Origin of the sequence: Geomonas diazotrophica (genome assembly GCF_018919385.1) — a bacterium.
In the GTDB taxonomy this organism is placed as follows: Bacteria; Desulfobacterota; Desulfuromonadia; order Geobacterales; family Geobacteraceae; genus Geomonas; species Geomonas diazotrophica.
Window position 1 is genome coordinate 307,862 of sequence record NZ_JAHLMF010000008.1, and the last position, 20,581, is coordinate 328,442.

Annotated in this window: 15 protein-coding genes; all 15 read right to left on the reverse strand. The window is 61.9% G+C overall.

Annotated elements, in window-relative coordinates:
• Positions 1–7 precede the first annotated feature (7 nt).
• Positions 8–253, reverse strand: coding sequence for a hypothetical protein (locus KOM00_RS11315; protein ID WP_216499017.1), 246 nt, complete (start codon positions 251–253; stop codon positions 8–10).
• Positions 254–352: 99 nt separating this feature from the next.
• A complete protein-coding gene (locus KOM00_RS11320; protein WP_216499018.1) occupies positions 353–1,333 on the reverse strand; it encodes a class 1 fructose-bisphosphatase in 981 nt (326 codons plus the stop codon).
• 393 nt (positions 1,334–1,726) lie between these two features.
• The gene (gene pruA / locus KOM00_RS11325; protein ID WP_216499019.1) at positions 1,727–4,741 is read right to left on the reverse strand and encodes an L-glutamate gamma-semialdehyde dehydrogenase; all 3,015 of its coding nucleotides are present in this window, start codon (positions 4,739–4,741) and stop codon (positions 1,727–1,729) included.
• Between the two features lie 475 nt (positions 4,742–5,216).
• The gene (locus tag KOM00_RS11330) at positions 5,217–6,662 is read right to left on the reverse strand and encodes a sigma-54 interaction domain-containing protein (RefSeq protein ID WP_216499020.1); all 1,446 of its coding nucleotides are present in this window, start codon (positions 6,660–6,662) and stop codon (positions 5,217–5,219) included.
• A gap of 82 nt (positions 6,663–6,744) precedes the next feature.
• Complete coding sequence (gene rarD / locus KOM00_RS11335; RefSeq protein ID WP_216499021.1) at positions 6,745–7,656, reverse strand: EamA family transporter RarD; 912 nt, start codon at positions 7,654–7,656, stop codon at positions 6,745–6,747.
• A 121-nt stretch (positions 7,657–7,777) separates the two neighbouring features.
• Positions 7,778–9,145, reverse strand: a complete 1,368-nt coding sequence (locus KOM00_RS11340) for a sodium-dependent transporter (RefSeq protein WP_216499022.1) — start codon at positions 9,143–9,145, stop codon at positions 7,778–7,780.
• A 310-nt stretch (positions 9,146–9,455) separates the two neighbouring features.
• On the reverse strand, positions 9,456–9,938 hold the full coding sequence (locus KOM00_RS11345) for a YbaK/EbsC family protein (protein ID WP_216499023.1): 483 nt from the start codon (positions 9,936–9,938) through the stop codon (positions 9,456–9,458).
• Between the two features lie 126 nt (positions 9,939–10,064).
• On the reverse strand, positions 10,065–11,000 hold the full coding sequence (locus KOM00_RS11350; protein ID WP_216499024.1) for a DMT family transporter: 936 nt from the start codon (positions 10,998–11,000) through the stop codon (positions 10,065–10,067).
• A 1-nt stretch (position 11,001) separates the two neighbouring features.
• The gene (locus tag KOM00_RS11355) at positions 11,002–11,703 is read right to left on the reverse strand and encodes an ABC transporter ATP-binding protein (RefSeq protein WP_216499025.1); all 702 of its coding nucleotides are present in this window, start codon (positions 11,701–11,703) and stop codon (positions 11,002–11,004) included.
• The gene (locus tag KOM00_RS11360; protein ID WP_216499026.1) at positions 11,696–12,469 is read right to left on the reverse strand and encodes an ABC transporter ATP-binding protein; all 774 of its coding nucleotides are present in this window, start codon (positions 12,467–12,469) and stop codon (positions 11,696–11,698) included. The genes KOM00_RS11355 and KOM00_RS11360 overlap by 8 nt, the downstream gene beginning before the upstream one ends.
• Positions 12,470–12,503: 34 nt before the next feature.
• Positions 12,504–13,403 (reverse strand): branched-chain amino acid ABC transporter permease, encoded by a 900-nt coding sequence (locus KOM00_RS11365; protein WP_216499027.1) that lies wholly within the window; start codon positions 13,401–13,403, stop codon positions 12,504–12,506.
• Positions 13,404–13,408: 5 nt separating this feature from the next.
• A complete protein-coding gene (locus tag KOM00_RS11370) occupies positions 13,409–14,284 on the reverse strand; it encodes a branched-chain amino acid ABC transporter permease (RefSeq protein ID WP_216499028.1) in 876 nt (291 codons plus the stop codon).
• A gap of 522 nt (positions 14,285–14,806) precedes the next feature.
• On the reverse strand, positions 14,807–17,911 hold the full coding sequence (locus KOM00_RS11375) for an efflux RND transporter permease subunit (RefSeq protein WP_216499029.1): 3,105 nt from the start codon (positions 17,909–17,911) through the stop codon (positions 14,807–14,809).
• A gap of 14 nt (positions 17,912–17,925) precedes the next feature.
• Positions 17,926–19,176: an efflux RND transporter periplasmic adaptor subunit gene (locus KOM00_RS11380; RefSeq protein WP_216499030.1), complete on the reverse strand. Its 1,251-nt coding sequence runs from the start codon at positions 19,174–19,176 to the stop codon at positions 17,926–17,928.
• Positions 19,173–20,468 (reverse strand): TolC family protein, encoded by a 1,296-nt coding sequence (locus KOM00_RS11385; RefSeq protein WP_216499031.1) that lies wholly within the window; start codon positions 20,466–20,468, stop codon positions 19,173–19,175. The genes KOM00_RS11380 and KOM00_RS11385 overlap by 4 nt, the downstream gene beginning before the upstream one ends.
• Between the last annotated feature and the right edge of the window lie 113 nt (positions 20,469–20,581).

Here is a 20,581-nt window from a genome sequence, read left to right on the forward strand (position 1 = left end):
GAAGCTGTTACTGTTCGTCATCTTCGTAATCGTCGTCACCGAAGGCATCAAGGTCGTCAGCGTCCTCCTCCTGGTCCTCGTCGAATTCGTCGGCCAGGTACTGCGGACGGTCGTCCTCCTCCTTGATAGCCTCGAAGCGGGCCAGGATCGCGGGATTGGTGCAGAAGCGCCCGTCCTTGCAGGTGCAGGTATCAAGGTCGCAGAGGTCAAACAGCTGGATTTCGCTGCACAACCTTTTGGTACTAGTAGTCATTTCTTACCTCAGGAATTGCTGATTAATACAATTATCGCCATACTGCTTGACAACTTTAGCTAAAAAACGTCGCAGGACGACCAATAGTACAACAAAACGCTAGCCGTTGACAAACGATGCCGCAGCGGCCGGCACACCTTCCTGGTCGAGGAGGAAATCGGTGGCCGCCTTCACGTCGGACTTGCAGCCGATGTAGATCGGCGCCCTCTGGTCCAGCGACTCGGGGACGATGTCGAGGATGGGGATAGTGCCGTTGCTGGCGGCGCCGCCGGCGTGCTCGATGATGAACGCCATCGGGTTCAGTTCGAACAGCACGCGCAGCTTGCCGTTTGGCGAGCCCTTCAGGGCCGGGTACATGAAGATCCCCTTCCCTTTCATCAGCACCTGGTTGATGTCCGGAACGAAGCCGCCGGAATAGCGCAGCTTGCACCCCTTGGCCTCCAGGTGGCGGATGAACTTCTCGTCGCCGTCGTTGTACTTGTTGCGCAGCCCGCCGGGAGCGTAGATGTTCCCCTCCTCCTGCATCCTGATGTTCTCGCGGGTCAGGGTGAACTCCATCAGGTTGTTCATGGTGAACTCGTGCACGCCGTCGCCCACGGTGTAGACCAGGGAGACCCTCGGTCCGTACAGGATGTACATCGCCGCGACCTGGTTGCGGCCGGGCTGGAGCAGATCGCATCCTTCGTAGATGGAGACGATGGTGCCGACGGCCAGGTTTACGTCCACCAGCGAAGAACCGTCGAGGGGATCATAGGCGACCGAGTAGAGCCCGTCGGCGCTAGCCTGGGCCTGGTAGATCTCGTCCATCTCCTCGGAGGCGATGTTGCAGACCACGCCGGAGTGGATGAGACGCTTGCGCATGATGCGGTCGGAGAGCACGTCGAGGGCGAGTTGCTCCTCGCCGTAGAGGTTCGAGGTACCGGCGACGCCCAGGTCACCGGTGCGCACCGCGTTGATCACGTATTTGCTTGCCTCGGCAATCTCACAGATGAGGTGGACGAGGTTGTCGCTGATGTTCTGGCCGCGCAGGTGACGGCGCAGCTCAATCTGGAATTTCGACGTTCCCGGTGCAGCAGGCATAGGTCCCTCCTAGATTAAATTAAAATTATTTTACGACCCGGTAGATTAAGTCAAAAAAGGCCACAAAGCAAGCAAAAAAGGGCGTAAAGAGGCGCCCTGCGGCAACGGATTTGGTAAACAAAATTGGCCATATTGTGAGAGCAATAGGTTAGGAGTTCCCCCATCCCCTCTCCCTCCGGGAGAGGGTGCCCGCAGGGCGGGCGAGGGAGACGCCGAAGGGGGTGCTTCGGCGCCGTCAGCGGCGCCCTCACCCCGCCCTCTCCCGTCGGGGGGGAGTGTGGCAACAGCAGGTTACAATGTCATAGAAAAAGCGCCTGCACTGTGAAAAGTGCAGGCGCCTTCGTTACCACGGTTGCTTCTGTAGGGGCGAATAATCATTCGCCCGCATTTCCACTACGCGACCCAGTCGTCGTCCTCCTCGACCGGTGCGAAACCGCGGCGCATGGTGTTCTCGGTGACCACCCTCGGATCCATGAAGTGCAGCAGGTAGTCGTGACCGCCCGCCTTGGTGCCGACGCCAGACATCTTGGAGCCGCCGAAGGGTTGGCGGCCGACCAGGGCGCCGGTGTTGTTGCGGTTCAGGTAGAGGTTGCCGACCCGGAACTGGCGGCGGGCCTGGGCCAGGTGCTCGGGGCTCCTGGAGAAGACGCCGCCGGTCAGGGCGAACTTGGTGGAGTTGGCCCACTCGATGGCCTGGTCGAAGTCCTTCGCGCGCATCACGGCGAGGACCGGTCCGAAGATCTCCTCCTGGGCGATCCTGTGCTCCGGCTTGATGCCGCCGACGATGGTCATCGGCACATAGTAGCCGCCGTCGCTGGGGACCTTGCTCTCGTAGAGCACATGCCCTTCCTTCTTGCCGATCTCGGCGTATTCCTTGATGGTCTTCATCGCCTTGTCATCGGCGACAGCGCCCATGTAGTTGGCCGGGTCCTCGGAGGGGCCGACCAGGGTCGCATGGGCCATGGAGACCAGACGCTCGACGAACTTGTCGTACACCGCGTCGAGCACGATGACGCGGGAGCAGGCCGAGCACTTCTGCCCCTGGAAACCGAAGGCGGAGTAGAGCACATGCGGCACCGCCTCGTCCAGGTCGGCGTCGTCGTCGATGATGATGGCGTTCTTGCCCCCCATCTCGCAGACGATCTTCTTGACGTTCTCCTGCCCCGGGTGGACCTTGGCGGCGCGCTCGATGATCCTGAGGCCGACCTCCATGGAACCGGTGAAGGCGATCAGGGAGACGTCCGGGCTGTCCACCAGGTAGTCGCCCATGACCGAGCCGCGTCCCGGGGTGTAGTTGAATACCCCTTCCGGGAGCCCCGCCTCGCGGAACAGTTCCACGATGTGGTAGCCGATCACCGAGGTGAGGCCGGAGGGCTTGAACACCACGCAGTTACCGGCCACGATGGCGGCGCTGGTCATGCCGAGGCTGATGGCGAGCGGGAAGTTCCACGGCGCGATCACCGCGGCGACCCCTTTGGGCTCGTAGAAGTAGTGGTTCAGCTCGCCCGGCGCGTTCCCCACGCGCTTGGGGGTACCAAGGGTGATCATCTCGCGGGCGTAGTACTCCAGGAAGTCGATCGCCTCGCAGACGTCGGCGTAGGCCTGGTCCCACTGCTTGCCGACTTCCAGCACCTGCCACGCGGAGAGCTCGAAGATGCGGCGGCGCGCCACGGCGGCGGCCTTGATCAGGTACTGGGCACGGTCCTTGGGATCGGTGTCGCGCCAAGCCGGGAAGGCCTTCTTGGCGGCGGTGATGGCGTCGCCCACTTCCTTGGTCCCGGCCTGGCAGATCACGCCGATGGTCTCGGACGGCTTGTTCGGGTTCACCGACGGGATGGTGTCGGCGGTCTTCACTTCCTTGCCGTTTATAAAGAGCGGGTAGGTCCTGCCGAGCTGCTTACGAACTTCGGCGATCTCCTTCGGGAACGCGGCGCGGTGATCGGCGCGGGTGAAGTCGACCATGGCCTCGTTGTAGAACGGCTTCAGGCCTGCGGGCCCCTTGGCTTCCGGCTTCTTGTTGGCGGCGCGTGCCGCGCGCTCGCGCTGGGCCGTGACCTCCGGGTCCTCGAGCAGGCGCTCGATCTGTGCATCCTCCGCGAAGCTCTGGCGCAGGAAGGACTCGTTCGCCGTGTTCTCCAGCAGGCGGCGCACCAGGTACCCCATGCCCGGCACCATGTCGCCGTACGGGCAGTAGAGACGGATGCGGCCGGCAACCTTCAGGATGCCCCTTCTGACCGGCTCGGCCATGCCGTAGAGCACCTGGAACTCGTAGCGTTCTTCGGGAACGTTCAGGTCCTTCGCCATCTCCATCACGGCGGAAATGGTCCTGATGTTGTGGGAGGCACAGGCGAAGTGGCAGATGTCCGAGTTCTCCAGGATCATCTTGGCCTGGCGCTCGTAGGCAGCGTCGGACTCCGCCTTGATGGTCCAGACCGGAATCGCCCAGTCGTTCTGCTTGGCCTTGACGGTCTCCATGTCCCAGTAGGCGCCCTTCACCAGGCGGACGGAGATCTTGACCTTGTTCTGGCGTGCCCAGGTCAGCAGCTCCGGAAGGTCCTTGTCGGTATCCACGAGGTAAGCCTGGAGCACGATGCCGAACTGGTCGTAGTTGGGGAACTCCAGCTTAAGGCGCTTGTACACCTCGATGATGATGTCCTTGTGGCGGTAGGACTCCATGTCGATGCAGAGGAAGCCGTCCAGTTCCATGACCTTCTTGGCGATCTTGCGGACGCGGTCCAGGATGGCGACCACCGACCCCTCGAAGTCCTGCGGGTTGGCGAGGCAGAAGAGCGCGGTCGGCTTGACGGCCACGTTGACCTTCGGCGCATGTCCCCAGTCGAGGTTGGCGTCCCCCCCCTTGCCCGGCAGCGGCTTCCACTCCTTGTATTCCTTCTTGAGCGAGTCGAGGAGCTCTAAGTAGGTGTTCATGTAGATGTCCGCTTCCTTCTCGGAAAGCGTCGCCTCACCCAGCACGTCCACCACGAACGCGAAGCCGTCCTTTCTCAGACGCTCCATGTTCTTGATGGCTTCCTTGGTGTTCTCGCCCACGATGAACTGGCGGGCCATCTCCTGGATGTTGGTGGTGAGGAACTTGTTCAGCACGGCCCCGCCGAAGGAGCCGAGCATGCCCGCCACCTTGGCGCCGGTGGAAAGGACCGGCGGCATGTCCTTCTCCTCGCCGAAGTACTCGCGGATGTGGTCGGTGAGGAGCTTACCGGTGGTGAGGGACGGGAAGACGTCGACAAAGCGGAACATCTGGATCTTGAAGGTTTCGTTCTTCATGCTCCAGTCCATCACCTTGCCCATCCAGGCGCCCTTGTTGAAGAGGGACGGCTTCTCGCCGGAGATGGTGGAGAAGAACTCCTTGCCCCGTGCAATGACTCTGTTGTTCAGTTCGGTGTTGTTCATCCAAAGGCTCCTTTATTACAGGTTGTTCCAAGAGGAAATCATAAACGTGTAAAGCCAGAGCACAAGCTGTGCCATCAGTATACGATTTCGTTCCTGGTGGAGACACGGAGGGGGTAAGCGGGATGAAAGAGCAGTCGGGAAAAGACGTTTCATCCAGCTAAACGGCCGGAAGTATTATAGCATTGCTGGAGGAAAAGGTAATCCGAGGCGGAGGAATTATAGAGAACGGAATACGGGGAGAGACAATTCACAATGGAGGGAATAGAAGCAGGAGGCCGATCAGAATATGCAGCATTGCATAGCCATTCAGTCACTGGGATTGCCAGGTCCACTGTAGGGGCGAATAATCATTCGCCCCCCGTGCCGCACCAGCGCCGCCCATGGCATGGGCAATCGTAGCGGCACCAGCGCTGGGCGAATAATTATTCGCCCCTACAGGATCATGCCACCCGTAGCAAAAGGTTGCCCGGTCGCCCTACGCGATCCCGTGCTTCTTCAACTTCCTGGCGATGGTCGACTGGTTCACCCCCAGCGCCTCGGCCATGCGCACCTGGTTGCCGTGCGTGGCAAGGGCCTTCTCCAGAACCGCCTTCTCCACCTTGTCCAGGGTCTCCTGCAGGGTCACCTCGTCGTGCCACACGCCCCCTGCCCCGGTCGGCGCTACGCCGCCGGAAGCGATCTCGGCCGGCAAATCCTTGACATCGATAAGGTCGGTTTCCGTCATGACGACGAGCCTCTCGCAGATGTTCATCAACTGCCTCACGTTGCCGGGGTAGTCGTAGGCCAGCAGGGCGTCGGAGGCGGCCCGGGTCAGCCGCTTGCGGATCGAGTCACGCGCGCCGAAGAAATCGACGTAGTGCCGGACCAGCGGCAGGATGCAGTCCCTGCGCTCCCGAAGCGCCGGCACGTGGATCGGGATCACGTTCAGACGGTAATAAAGATCGAGCCGGAAGGTGCCGTCCTTTACCATCTGCTCGAGATTGCGATGGGTTGCGGCCAGGATCCTGACATCCAGCGTCCGCGCCTTGGTCCCTCCCAGGCGGACCACGCGGCCGTTTTCCAGGAAGCGGAGCAGTTTGACCTGGGCCGCCTGCGGTAGTTCCGCTATCTCGTCGAGGAAGAGGATCCCGCCGTCGGCCAGCTCAAGGTATCCCGGCTTTCCGCTCACCTGGGCACCGGTGAAGGCGCCTTTCTCATAGCCGAACAGTTCGGATTCGATGAGGGACTCGGGAATGGCGCCGCAGTTGATCTCGATAAGCGGCTTGTCCGCGCGGCTGGAGTTCTTGTGAATCAGCTCCGCGATGAGCCCCTTGCCGACACCCGACTCGCCCAAAATCAGCACTGTCGAGTTCACCGCGCTCACCTTCTGGGCCTGTTTCAGGGCATTGACCATGAGGGGGCTGCGGGCGATGACGCTGCGGGAGGCGAGGTCGGCCTGCTGCATCTCGAGCATGTGGCTTCTGAACTGGTCTCTGAGCGCCTCCTGTTCCTCCAGTTCTCGCTGCAGGTTATCGATCTCGGTGACGTCCCGCTCGCTCACCACGACCCGGATCACCTCGCCGTTGGCGTCCAGGACCGGGGTGCCGGTGGAGATCAGCTTGCGCCCCTGGCGGTTTTGCAACTGGCTGACCACCTTCCCTGTGGTAAGCGCCTCGAGCGCAGCCGAACGGTCGATGAACCCCTGGTCCAGGAGCTCGTGCATGTTCTTCCCCACCACCTCGGGAGCCGTGATGTTGTTGATCCGCTCAGAGGCCGGGTTGATGCGGATGACGACGGCATTGGCGTCGCAGATCCAGAGCCCGTCGGAAGACGAGTCGATAATGGCATCGAGCTCCCGCGTCAGATCCTGGAAAGCGCGCATCTGCCGCGCCATCTCCTCCAGGTCGTGTCCCAAGATCGATCCAGTGAGTGCTTCAGTCATACAAACCTCCGGCAAAAGTTGCGCCGGCAACCATTATGCATAAACGCATTAGATATGCAACAGGGAATATCAGATGACTGAATCAGCCCCTGACACTGCGGTAGGCGTGCAGGGAGTAGAGTACCAGGCCGGCCCAGATGAACAGGAAACTGATCAGGTGGGTGTGGGTGAAGGTCTCTCCGAAGATCGTTATGGCGAGCAGGAAGTGCATGGTGGGGGTGATGTACTGCAAAAAGCCGATGGTGGCCAGACGAAGCTTCTTCCCGGCCGCGGCAAAGAGCAGCAGAGGAATCGCGGTAATGATGCCGGACATCGGTATCAGCACATCGAGGGTGAGGCCGTGGGTGAGGAATATGCCGGTTCCCTTCTGGTTCAGTTGCACCAGGTAGAAGAGCGCAAACGGCATCAGGAGCAGGGTCTCCACGGTAAGCCCGACCAGCGGCTCGACGTGCAGCACCTTCCGGATCAACCCGTAGAGCCCGAAGGAGAGCGCGAGGAGCAGCGAGATCCACGGCACGCTGCCGTACTGGATGGCAAGGTACAGCACACCGGTGGCGGCCAGAGCCAAACTGATCCATTGCGGACGCTCAAGCCGCTCCCGCAGGAACAAGAAGCCGAGGAGCACGTTCACCAGCGGGTTGATGAAGTAGCCAAGGCTCGACTGCAATACCTCGCCCACGCTGATGGCATAAATGAAAACCAGCCAGTTGGTGGCGATCAGGATCGTGGTGACAAACAGGATGGCCAGCGACTTGGGGCGCTTCAGGACCGCGATCGTCCCGGGCCAGGCGCCCTTCCAGGTGATCAGCAGGAGTAAAAAGGCGAGGGACCAGACGACCCGGTGCGAGACCATCTCCAGGGGGGGGACGATCTTCACCGACTTGAAGTAGACCGGGAAAAAGCCCCAGCAAAGGTAAGCCGCCAGGCCGTAGATTACGCCCTGGCGGCTTTTTTGTGCAGCGGTGAGCTCGGTATTATCAGTGGTATTGCTCATTTGACAGGCCCATTTCTCGTCCCCGGGAGGGGAGAGGTCGGGAGGGGGGAACGCCTTAGGCGAAAAAGCGATCCCCTTCCCGCACCCGGGCCCCTCCCCTCCAGGGGGAGGGGGACCAGGACTAGATGATCTTAAGTCCGCGCAGCAGGATGACGGTGATGGTGAGGGGTGCCACGTACTTCACGAGGAACAGGAAGATGCTGATGATGGCGCCGTTTTTCAACTGGCCGTCATTGGAGAGAGCCGCCCTCACCTTCTCCTCGCCCCATACCCAGCCCACGAACAGGCAGATGAACAGGCCGCCCACCGGCATCAGCAGGTTGGAGGTCAGGAAGTCGTAGAAGTCGAACATGGTCATGCCGAACAGCTTGAAGTTCGCCAGGAGGCTGTTGGAAAGCGCGGCGGTCGAGCCGATCAGGGCCAGGAGGATCACGGTCAGCGCGGTGGATTTGAAGCGGGACATGCCGAAGCGCTGGTGCAGGTAGGCCACCGGGACCTCGAGGATGGAGAGCATCGCGCCGGTGGCGGCGATCGCACCGAGCACGAAGAAGAGCACCACGAAGACGTTTCCGAACGGCATCTGGGAGAACACCGCCGGGATGGTGATGAACAGCAGCGACGGCCCTGCCTCGGGCTTGAAGCCGTAGGTGAACACGGCCGGGAATATGGCGATGCCCGCCAGGATGGAAACGGTCAGGTCGGCAAGCATGACGCGCAGCGCGGTCATGGGGATGTTCTGGTCGTCGCGGAAGTAACTACCGTAGGTGATCATGGTCCCCATCCCCACCGAGAGCTTGAAGAAGGCCAGGCCCATGGCCGTCAGCACCACGCCGCCGGTCACCTTGGAGAAGTCGGGGCGGAACAGGAACTCGAGGCCGGCAGCGGCACCGGGGAGCGTGAGGCTCCTGACCCCGATCATGACCAGGATCAGAAACAGCACCGGCATCAAGCGCTTGGTGGTCTTCTCGATCCCCTTGGAGACGCCGGCGACTATGATGGCGCCGACGAAAACCAGCACCAGGCACTGCCAGAACACGGACTGCACCGGGTCGGTGATCAGCTTTTCAAAGCCGGCCGAGGTGACCTTGGGATCGGAGGAGAGCACCGCGCCGGAGGCTGCCTTGAAGATGTAGGCGAAGACCCAGCCTGCGACCTCGGTGTAGAAGGCGAGGATCAGGAAGGCCGAGAGTACGCCGGCCGCGCCGATGAGCGCCCAGGATGCGTTCTTGGGGTGCAGCACCTTGAAGGTGGTGAGAGCGTCGGACTTGGAACGGCGCCCCAGCATGAGCTCGGCGACCATGACCACGAGGCCCGCCATCAGCGTCGAGAGCAGGTAGACGATGATGAAGGCGGCCCCGCCGTTCAGGCCGGTCAACGCGGGAAATTTCCAGATGTTGCCCAACCCTACCGCCGAACCAAGCGTTGCGGCGATGACTCCTAAACCCGTGGTGAAACTGTCCCGTGCCTTGGTTACTGTTACGTTTTGCATGTTGGTGCCTGTGTCCTTTGCTCTGCTTCTGGGTATATTAGCGGCAGCATTGCCGCGACTGCTTTCTCTGTGACGGCGGCAATGCCGCCTGGGCGAATAATTATTCGCCCCTACAACGAAACCATCTCCTACCATCTCTTCATCGCCCCCAGAGAGGGACCGAATGAGATTCTTCTGTAGGGGCAAATAATCATTTGCCCAGCGATGGTGCCCCATTCGTGCAGACGGCAAGTGAGACAACCGTGCGCGATTGGGGGGGGGCGAATGATAATTCGCCCCTACAGTGGATCCGCTGCAACGCGGGCGACGCCTATTTTTTGATGGCGGCGACCTGCCCCGCCGTGATGTGGCAGAGCTGCTCCGGGGTCAGCGCGAAAACGGCGTTGGGGGTCCCGGCGGCGGCCCACAGCTCCTGGTAACCGAGGAGGTCTTCGTCGATGAAGGTGGTGAGCGAAGCGGGGTGGCCGACCGGCGAAACCCCGCCGATGGCGTAGCCGGTCTGCTCCCTAACGAAGTCGGGCGTCGCCCGCTCGATCTTCTCCCCCACCAGGGCTGCCAGCGCCTTCTCGTTCACCATGTTGGCGCCGCTTGCCACCACGAAGACGGCCTTGCCGCTCTCCTTACCGCGGAACACCAGCGACTTGACGATCTGCCCCACTTCACACCCCACGGCGTTGGCCGCATCCAGGGCGGTGCGGGTGCTCTCGCCGAATTCCTTGACCCGGCAGTCGATGCCGAAGCCGTTCAGTGCATCCTGTACCCGTTTCGCGCTTGCGCTCAAGTTACTATCCATGCGTTCGTTCCTCCCGTGCTGTCAGTTGATTGAACGTTCCCAGTTCCAATCCCCCCTTCTCCCTCTGGGTGAGGGATGAGGTGAGGGCGGTGCTCGGGACACCACTGCCGCTTGGTTGCTACGCCCTCACCCCTGCCCCTCTCCCGAAGGGCGAGGGGATGACTCGGCAGGTTTGTCGCTTTTGGCCGTCACCCTCGTGAAGAGAAACAGCCCGGCAAAGATGATCGCTCCTCCCAGAGCCTGGCGCGGGGTCGGGTTCTCGCCGAGGAACACGGCGGCCCACAGGATCGCCCCCAGCGGCTCACCCAGAATGCTCACCGAAACGACGGAAGCCTGCACGTAGCGCAGCACCCAGTTGAACACGGTGTGCCCCAGGATGGTGCAGACCAGCGCCAGCGCCACGAAGATAAGCCAGTCCTGCGCCGGATAGGGATAAAAGGGGACGCCGCCTATAGCTGCCGCGGCGGTCAGGGTCAGTGAGCTCGCGCCGTAGGTCACGAAGGTGTAACCGGTCAGCGGCACCCCGTGGCGCAGCCTCCTGCCGATCAACAGGTACCCGGACACCATGACCGCGGCGAAGAGCGCCAGCAGGTCGCCGATGAAGGCCTGCCGTCCGACCTGGAAGTCGGTCGCGCCGATAACGACACTCCCCACAAAGGCAAGGAAACATCCATAGAGCGCCTTGCGCGGCACGCGCTCCTTGAAGAAGATCCAGGAGCCCAGCACGACGAAGAGCGGCTGGGTGGTGACGAGCACCACGGAACTGGCGATGGAGGTGTACTTGAGGGAGATGAACCAGGTGACGAAGTGCAACGCTAGGAAAACGCCGCTGGCGGCTGAGAGGCCGACCTGGCGCGCGGTCATGCCGCGCAGGGCCGGGGCGCCGCCCCAGAGGGTGAAGGGCGCCAGGAAGCAGAAGGTGAAGATGAGCCGGTAGGCAGCTATCACCAGGGGGGGAGCCGTGCAGACCCTCACCAGTATGGAGGAGAAGGAGACAGCAAAAACCCCTACCAGGATGGCCAGGTAGGGGTTGATCCAAGGTTTGCTTGTGGTGTCAGACACCCTACTCTCCCAGGTATGCCTTTCTCACTTCGGGGTTGGAGGCGAGTTCCTTGGCGTCGCCCTGCAGCACCACCTCGCCGGTCTCGAGGACGTAGGCACGGTGGGCGATGGAGAGCGCCATGTTGGCATTCTGCTCGACCAGGAGGATGGTGGTGCCGCTGGCGTTGATCTCCTGGATGATCTGGAAGATCTGCTCGACCAGCATCGGGGCAAGGCCCATGGAGGGCTCGTCCAGGAGGAGGAGTTTCGGGCGGGACATGAGGGCCCGACCCATGGCCAGCATCTGCTGCTCGCCGCCGGAAAGGGTCTTGGCCGGCTGCTTCTTGCGCTCGTTCAGGCGCGGGAAGCGCTGGAAGATCTTCTCCATGTCGGAGGCGATCTCGTTGTCGCTTCTCGTGAAGGCACCCATCTCGAGGTTCTCGAGCACGCTCATCTTGGCGAAGACGCGGCGCCCCTCGGGGACCTGGGAGATGCCCAGCTTGACGATCTCGTGCGGAGGAAGCTTGGTGATCTCCTTGTCGAGGTAGGTGATCTTGCCGGCAACCGACGGGACGATGTTGGAGATGGTGTTCAGGATGGTGGTCTTGCCCGCGCCGTTGGCGCCGATGAGCGCCACGATCTCACCCTGGTTGATCTGGAAGGAAACGTTTTGCAGCGCCTTGATGGCGCCGTAATTCACGCTGATATTCTCTACCTTAAGCATCCGCTGCTCCTTTGCCGAGATACGCCTCGATGACCTTCGGGTTCTTCCTGATCTCCTCGGGAGTGCCCTCGGCGATCTTGACCCCGTAGTCGAGAACGGCGATGCGGTGCGAGATGCCCATGACGAACTTCATGTCGTGCTCGACCAGGAAGACCGTGACGCCGGTATTGCTGATGGCTTTCACCATCTCGGCCAGGACCTGCTTTTCCTGCGGGTTCATGCCGGCGGCCGGCTCGTCCAGGAGGATGATCTGCGGCTTGATGGCCAGGGCGCGAGCGATTTCGAGGCGGCGCTGCTCGCCGTACGGGAGGTTCCCCGCCAGCTCGTACGCCTTGTGGGTCAGGTCCACCTGCTTCAGGCAGGACATGGCCAATTCCTTGAGCTCGTTCTCCTCGCGGCGTACCCAAGGGAGGAACTTCAGCGCTGCGCCGGTCAGGTCGAAGCTCCCCTGGGTGTGGGCGCCGATCAGGACGTTTTCGAGGACGGTCAGCTGGGTGAAGAGCCTGATGTTCTGGAAGGTCCTGCCGATGCCGGACGCGGCGATCTTGAAGGCGGGCTTGCCGGAGATGCTCTCGCCCATGAAGGAGATCTGACCCTCGGTCGGGGTGTAGATGCCGGTGATCAGGTTGAACATGGTGCTCTTGCCGGCGCCGTTGGGCCCGATCAGGGCCATGATGTTCCCCTTCTCGACCTCGAGATTTACCTTGTCTACGGCGACCAGGCCGCCGAAGCGGATGGTGACGTTATCGAGTTTAAGAATAGCCATGCGTTACTCTCGTTTCGTGAGTTATTTTCGTAAATTACTTCCCGGCCGGTTTCCTGCCCACCGCGCGCAGCAGCAGTTCGGTGACGTTGACGCCGCCGAGGAGCCCGTTGGGACGGAACACCATCAGGAACACCAGCAGCGCACCGTAAACCAGCATGCGGTACTGCGACATGAAGCGCAGGAACTCCGGCGCCGAGGCGAGTACGGAGGAACCGATGACCGCACCCGGGACACTGCCCAGGCCGCCCAGAACCACCATGGCCAGGATATCGACAGATTTCAGGAAGCCGAAGTCGGAGGGGTTGATGTAGCTCAGGAAGTGGGCGTAGAGACCGCCACCGATGCCGGCCATGAAGGAGCCCAGCGCAAAGGCCTGAATCTTGTAGCGAGCGGTGTTGATCCCCATGGCGTCGGCCGCAATCTCGTCCTCGCGGATCGCCTTCAGCGCGCGCCCGAAACGGGAGTTCTGCACGAAGGTGACCAGGATGATGGCCAGGATGGCGACCACCCAGACGTAAATCGGCATCGGGATGGAGGTCTTGGCCGGCGGAACGGTGAGGCCGAGTGCCTTGTTGGTCGGTTCGAAGTTCAGGAAGAAGACCTTGACGATCTCGGCAAAGCCCAGGGTGCAGATGGCCAGGTAGTCGCCGGTAAGCCTCAGGATCGGGAAGCCGATCGCCGCTGCCACGATGGCGGTCACCACACCGGTAACGGCCAGGTTGGCCGCGAAGGGAAGACCGGTCTTGATGGTCACCATGGCGCTGGTAAAGGCGCCGATGCTCATGAACGCGGCGTGCCCCAGGGAGAGCTGCCCGGTGAGACCGGTGATGACGTTAAGCCCCAGCGCCAGCACGATAGCTATGCCGACGTTGACGAGGATCTGCAACATGTACGGGTCGACTGAGCCGACCAAGCTGTTCAGGAAGTCTGCCATCGAATCTATACCTTCTTTGTAATTTTTTGGCCGAGGAGGCCGGTCGGCTTGACGAGGAGGACCAGCACCAGGATGGTGAAGGCGATGGCGTCACGGTAAGACGAGTAGCCGATGGCGACGCCGAAGACCTCGGAGACGCCGAGCAGCAGGCCGCCCAGCATCGCGCCCGGAATGGACCCGATCCCGCCAAGGACCGCGGCGGCGAAGGCCTTCAGGCCGGCCATGAGCCCCATGTTGAAGGAGACCGCGTTGAAGAGGACCCCGACCAGCACGCCGCCGGCGGCGGCGAGCGCAGAGCCGAGGGCGAAGGTGAAGGAGATGACGCGGTTCACGTTGATCCCCATCAGCGCCGAGGTGTTGTAGTCCTCGGAGGTCGCACGCATCGCCTTGCCGATCTTGGTCTTCTGGACGATGAACTCGAGGCCCATCATGAGGACCGCCGAAACGCCGATAATGAGGATCTGCAGGGTGGAGATGTCGGCGCTCCCGACATGGATCTGCCGCACCGGGAAGGCGCCGTCCGGGAAGCCCTTGGCGTCTGCACCGAATACCATCAGCGCCAGCGACGAGAGGAAGATGGAAACGCCAATCGCGGAGATCAGTGCTGAAAGGCGGGACGACTTCCTCAGGGCGCGGTACGCGATCAGTTCGATGAGGACACCCATGATCATGCAGAAGATCATGGCACCGATGATGGCGACGAAGACGTTGACCTTGAAGTAGGAGACCAGCAGCAGTCCGATGAAGGCGCCGACCATGAAGATCTCGCCGTGGGCGAAGTTGATCAGGGTGATGATCCCGTACACCATGGTGTAGCCGAGGGCGATGAGCGCGTAGACGCTCCCCAGGGCCACGCCGTTTACTAACTGTTGTAAGAACATGTCGACTTCCTTCCGACTGGATTTGTCTGACCAAAAGCCCGCATCCGTTTCCGGGACAGGGCTCAAAGTTAAAACTTTCTCAAAATAGAACAAGGGAATAGCTACCGATGTATACCATAAGCGTTTGGAAATAAGCAAGCTATTGGTAAACGCGATACTAGTCGTAAGACGGAGCCGAAGTGGAAAATAAAACAACAACAGGCCCTCTAATGAGTGGCCTGACCCTCGACCGCGCGACACTTTACAACAGCTTGATCTGTTTCGCAACGTTAAACTTTTGATTACTACAAAAAACGGCCCCGCAATGCGCGGGGCCGTTCTCATATATATACCGCTTCGAATTTTAAAACAGTGGCTGAATCCACGGCCTCGACAGCGTTTACGGCGAGACATCGATCACGCGTCCGCCCGTTGCCGTTTTTTCGGGAAAACGAAAAAAGGTACCGTGGCCGGAGGAGGAAGCGGCCACGGCACAATAACATAACATACTCCTGAATTCCTCCAACTTATCTCCGGTGCCGGCTAAATATCCGGTTCCGCCGCCCTCTTCTCGAACCAGCCGTACACGGCCGGGATTACCAGCAGGGTGAGGAGCGTCGAGGTAATCAAGCCCCCCACCACGACCGTGGCCAGCGGTTTCTGGATCTCGGCGCCCGTGCCGCCGGCAAAGAGCATCGGCATCAGACTGAAGACCGCTATGGACGCGGTCATCAAAACCGGCCGCAACCGGTCCATGGCCCCCTTGCGCACCGCCTCCTCTACCGAAAGCCCCTCTTCCCGCAACTGCGCGATCCTCGACACAAGCACCAGGCCGTTCAGCACGGCCACGCCGAAGAGGACGATGAAGCCGACCGATGCGGGGACGGAAAGGTACTGTCCCGACAGGAACAGCGAGAAGATCCCGCCGATAAGGGCAAAGGGGAGGTTCGAGATCACCAGCAAGGCCAGGCGTATCGACCGGAAGGTGACGTAGAGCAACAGCAGTATCAGCGCGACGGCCACCGGGCCGATGATCATCAGCTTGTTCATGGCCCGCTGCTGGTTCTCGAACTGTCCGCCCCAGGTGAGGTAGTACCCCGGAGGGAGCGTGACCTGGTTTCTGATCTTCTGCTTTGCCTCGGCAACGAAGCTCCCGATATCCCTGCCGCTTACGTTCATCTCGATGCCGATCCGCCTCACCCCGTCTTGTCGGCTGATCTGCACCGGCCCCTCCACCATCTTCACCTCGGCAAGCTGCTCGAGCGGAATGTTCATCCCGGACTCGGTGGAGATGAGGAGGTTGCGGATCGCCTCGAGCGAGTTCCTTTTCTCCTCGGGGAGCCGGACCGTGATGTCGAAGCTGCGGTTGGACTCGTAGAAGGTGGAGGCCGACTTGCCTGCCACGGCGATCTCGATGACCTGCTGCACGTCGCTTATGTTGAGCCCGTAACGGGCGATCTTGGTGCGGTCGATGGTGACGGTGAGGTAAGGCTGCCCGGAAACCTTTTCGGTGTTCAGGTCGGCCCCTCCTCTCACGGTGGAGAGCACCTTGGCGATTTCTGCGGACTTGTCACGCAGCACGTCCAGGTCGTCGCCGAAAAGCTTCACGATGAGCTGCGCCCTGGTCCCCGCCACCAGCTCGTCGATGCGGCACTGGATGGGTTGGCTGAAGCCGAAGCTTATGCCGGGGATCGTTTCGAGGGCCTTTCTCATCTCGTTGGTCAGCTCCTCCTTCGAGATGTCGCGCTTCCACTGCTCCTTGGGCTTGAACACGCCGACGTAGCCGGTCTTGTCGGGGCCGCGTGTATCGAGGGCGACGCCGGTCTGCCCGATCCGCCCCACCACCACGTCGAGCTCGTCGAACTTCTTCAGTTTCGCGGTGGCCTGCTGGTTCACCTCGAGCGCCTTTCCAAGCGAAACGCCGGGGAGCATGGCGATGTCCATGTCGAAGGAGCCCTCATCCATGATGGGCATGAACTCGGTCCCAAGCTTCGTCACCAGGAAGAGTGAGAAGACCAGCAGCCCCCCCGCGACGCCAAGCACAACCTTTTTGCGGTTCATCGCGTACTCCAGAAGCGGCAGGTACTGCTCCTTGGCGCAGACCATGATCCGGCTCTCCTTTTCCGGTTGCGGCTTCAAAAAGACGCCGCAGAGCACCGGGATGATGAAGATCGAGAGGAGCAGCGAGGACAGCAGCGCTATGGCGACCGTGATGGCCAGCGGGCCGAACATCTTCCCTTCGATCCCCTCCAGGGTGAGGATGGGAATGAAGGTGAGCGCGATGATCAACTCCCCGAAGATACTGGGCTTTCGGACCTCCATCACCGCCTTGAGGACGGTCTGCAGCTTGGGCTGCCGCTCCCCCTCCTCGCTCAGGTGGCGCTGAACGTTTTCGACCTGGATGATGGTGGTGTCGATGATCATGCCGATTGAGATGGCTAGCCCGCCCAGGGACATCAGGTTCGCGGTGATCCCGGTCAGCTTCATGACGATGAAGGTGGCCAGAAGCGACAGGGGAAGCGCCAGGAGCACCACGATGCTGCCGCGGATGCTGTTTAACAGGAGATACAGGATCACGAGAACCAGTATGGCCCCCTCGACGAGAGCCTTGTTCACCGTGCCGACGCTCGCCTTTACGATGTCGCTGCGGTCGTAGTACGGCGCCATCTTGATGCCGTCGGGAAGCATGTTGCTCTCGTTGATCTCCTTCACCTTCGCGGCGACCCGCGCCACGACATCGCGGCTGTTCTCGCCCCGGAGCATCATCACGATGCCCCCCACCGCCTCTCCCTTCGCGTCCTTAACCGCGGCGCCCATGCGCACGGCCTCGCCTACCCTCACCTGGGCCACGTCGCGCAGGTAGACAGGCGTCCCCCCCTGGGATTTCAGGACGATGTTCTCGATGTCGCCGGTGGTCTGGATGAGCCCTACGCCGCGCACGATGTACTGGTCGGTGCCGCGCTCGAGCACGTTGCCGCCGACGTTGCTGTTGTTGTTGCCGATGGCGCCGTAGACGTCGTCCACGGTCACGCTGTACTTCAGCAGCTTCTCGGGAGAGACCACCACCTGGTACTGCTTGAAGTAGCCGCCGAACGAGTTGATCTCGTTGACGCCGGCCACGCTCTTCAACTGCGGGGTGATGACCCATTCCTGGAGGGTGCGCAGGTTGGTAAGGTAGGCGCGCTGCTCCTCCGGGTTTTGGGGCGTCTTCCCCTCGAGGGTGTACTGGTAGATCTCCCCCATGGCGGTGCCAATCGGCCCCATGGTGACCTCGACCCCCTTGGGGACCTTCTCCCGCGCCTCGGCCAGCCGCTCGAAGACGAGCTGTCGGGCGAAGTAGATGTCCACGTTGTCCTTGAAGACCACGGTGACGATGGAGAGGCCGAACTTGGTGACCGAGCGGAGCTGCTCGATGTCGGGAAGTCCGCGCATCGCCATCTCGATGGGATAGGTGACGTTGCGCTCGATCTCGACTGCGGAGAGCCCGTCGGCATGGCTCACCACCTCCACCTGGATGTTGGTGACGTCCGGGAAGGCGTCGATGGGGAGTTTCAAATAGGAATAGAAGCCGAAGACGACGATCACCAGCGCGAGGAAGATGACCATACCCTTCTGCTTCAGCATGAATGCGACTGTTTTTTCAAGCATCGGTGCCGGTCTCCTTAGTGGTCGTGCCCCTCGATTTCGCCCTTCTGCAACTCCGACTTGAGGACGAACCCTCCCTTGACCGCCAGCCGCTCTCCTTCCTTCACGCCGGCAAGTACCTCTACCATGCCGCCGGAAGCCCGGCCCAGCTCGACCCGGCGCGGCTCGAAAACGCCCTCACCTTCAGAGACGAAGACGAGCTTCTGCCCTTCCAGTTCCTGGACCGCCTCCTCAGGGACGGCCACCACCGCCGGGGCGTCTGCCGCTGTGGCGAGCTCGACCGTGGCGAACATCTCGGGTTTGAGTTTCCGCCCGGGGTTCGCCACCTCCACCCGGGCCTTGATGGTGCGGGTCGTCCCGTCGACGACGTCGGCAAGGTAGGTGATCCGGCCGCGGAACTTGGCTTCCGGAAAGGCGTTGACCACGACCGTCGCCGCCTGGCCGCGATGCACCTTGGCCAGGTCCTTTTCGTGTATGTCCACCAGCACCCAGACCGAGGAGAGGTCGGCAACCGTGTAAAGGCTCTTGGCGGGATCGGCAAGCTCTCCGACGATGGCATGTTTTTCGGTGATGACGCCGGCGATGGGAGAGCGCACCGGCAAAAGGGGCTTTCTGTCCGCCTTCAGATCCCCGGCGGAGACGCCGTACAGGGAGAGGCGCTCCTGGTCGGTGTGCAGCTCGGTCTGGGCCGTCTTGTAGTCGGTCTCGGCCTGGAGGATCTCTTTGCGCGCAGCGATCTTCTTGTCCACCAGAGTCTTCACGCGCTCCATGTTGGACTGGGCCAGGGAGAGCCTCGTCTTGGACTGGTGGTAGCGGCTCAGGGCCTCACCGAGTTCCACGCTGTCAAGTGTCGCCAGCACCTGCCCGCTCCCCACGCTGTCTCCAAGGGACGCACGGACGGCGACGATCTTGCCGGAGATGCGCGGCGAGACATGGGCGATGCGGTCGGCGTTGGCCTCGACCTTGCCGGTCGCGCTGATCACGCCGGCGATCTGCAGCTTCTTCGCGGCAGCCACGACCACCCCGCTTTGCTTTTGCACCTCGGCTGTCATCTTGACCAGCTTGGCTCCGTGGTCGTCGTGACCTTCGTGCCCCTGTTCCTCCTTCCCTGCCCCGTGTCCCCCCTTTTCTTCGCCGTGCTTCTCGTCGGCGTGTTCCGCGTGTTCGGCGTGCTCGCCCGTCGCGGCGGAGTTGACGAGCCGGTAGGCGACACCGCCGCAGAGGGCGGTGGTAAGGATGAGTCCGATGATGATTCCCTTCTTGTTCACTGCGTACCTCCGTTGATGTCAGCGGCAACCGCCGATTCCAGTCTGTTGAGAGCTACCTGCCTGGCATGCAAGGCGGCCAGATAGCTGTCGCTCACCTCGAAGTATTTCTTCTGCTCCTCGATCACCGCCAGGATGCCGACCTCCCCGAGCCGGTAGGCTTCCTGCGTCAGCTTCAGGTTTTCATCGAGCTGGCGCAGGATGTCGGAGCGGTACAAAGAGAGCACTTTTTCGGCGTTGACCAGGCTCGCGTGGGCGCTCTCCACCTCGCGCTCCGCGCTTGCGGCGGCACCCTGGAGCCGGATCTCGGCGCTGCTGCGCCTGGCCCGAGCCTCCTGCCGCCCGGCCTGGTTCCGGTCGAAGAGCGGTATCGGCATCGAGAGCTTGACGCCGATGGTGTAGGAGGTTTCCTTCCCCTCGACCCCGCCGATCTCCATAGACGAGGTGTCGCGGCTGACAGCGATCCCGGCGGTGAGGTTGGGGATCCCCTCCGCCTCGGCGAGCGCGATCTCCGCATCGGTTTTGCCCAGCGCCGCCTGCAGCGCCTTCAGGTCTGGCCGGCTCTGCAGGGCGAACTGCTTCAGCTCGGCCACCCCCCTCGCCTGCACCTCCTTGCCGTCCAGCGTCCCGCTCAAGGCGGGAGACAGACCGGGGCCGAGTGCGAGGAAAGAGAAGAGCTTCGACTTGCTGTCGAGGAGACCGCGCTGCAGTTCGATCAGGCTCCCCTCGCTGCGGGTCAGCTCGACCTTCACCAGGTACATCTCCAGTTCCGGGATGTCCCCTGCCGCCAGACGGTCCTCGGCCACCTGGAGCAACTGCCTGTTCAGGTCGATGGAACGCCGCGCCAGCCCCAGGCGCTCCTGGGCGAGCAGCACGTCGCAGAAAGCCCCCTGCACCTGCTCCTTGAGAGCGCGCTCGCGGTCGGCTACCTGCCAGCGGTAGGCGGCAAGGTCACGCTCCACAACGGCGCGGCGCTTGGGGCGCTTGTCCCCCAACAGGAACTCTTGCGAGATGCCGAGGGAGAGGTTGCTGTCGTCGCTGCTGCCGGTCAGCGCACCGGTGGCGGCTTCCACTTCCAGCGTGGGGTTGGGAAGCACCCCCGCACGCACAGAAGCGGCGTCAAGGATACCGGCCTCTTTGCGCAGGGAGACGAGATCGGGGTTATTGTTAAGCGCCGCTTCCACTGCCTGGTGCAGCGAAAGGGGGTGCGGCTCCGCAAGTACGGGTACGGCTGCCAATAGAGACAAGGCGACGGCCACGACTAGGCGCGTGCCCCTGAAGGCGTCTGTTGCCAAGAAAAACCTCCTGAATGCTATTTGGGAAAGGTGAAAAGCAGGGCAGACCACGGCACGACTACGCCTGGAGAATGGTCTCCGGCAAAGGACGTACTACGGCCGTGAAAGGGGTG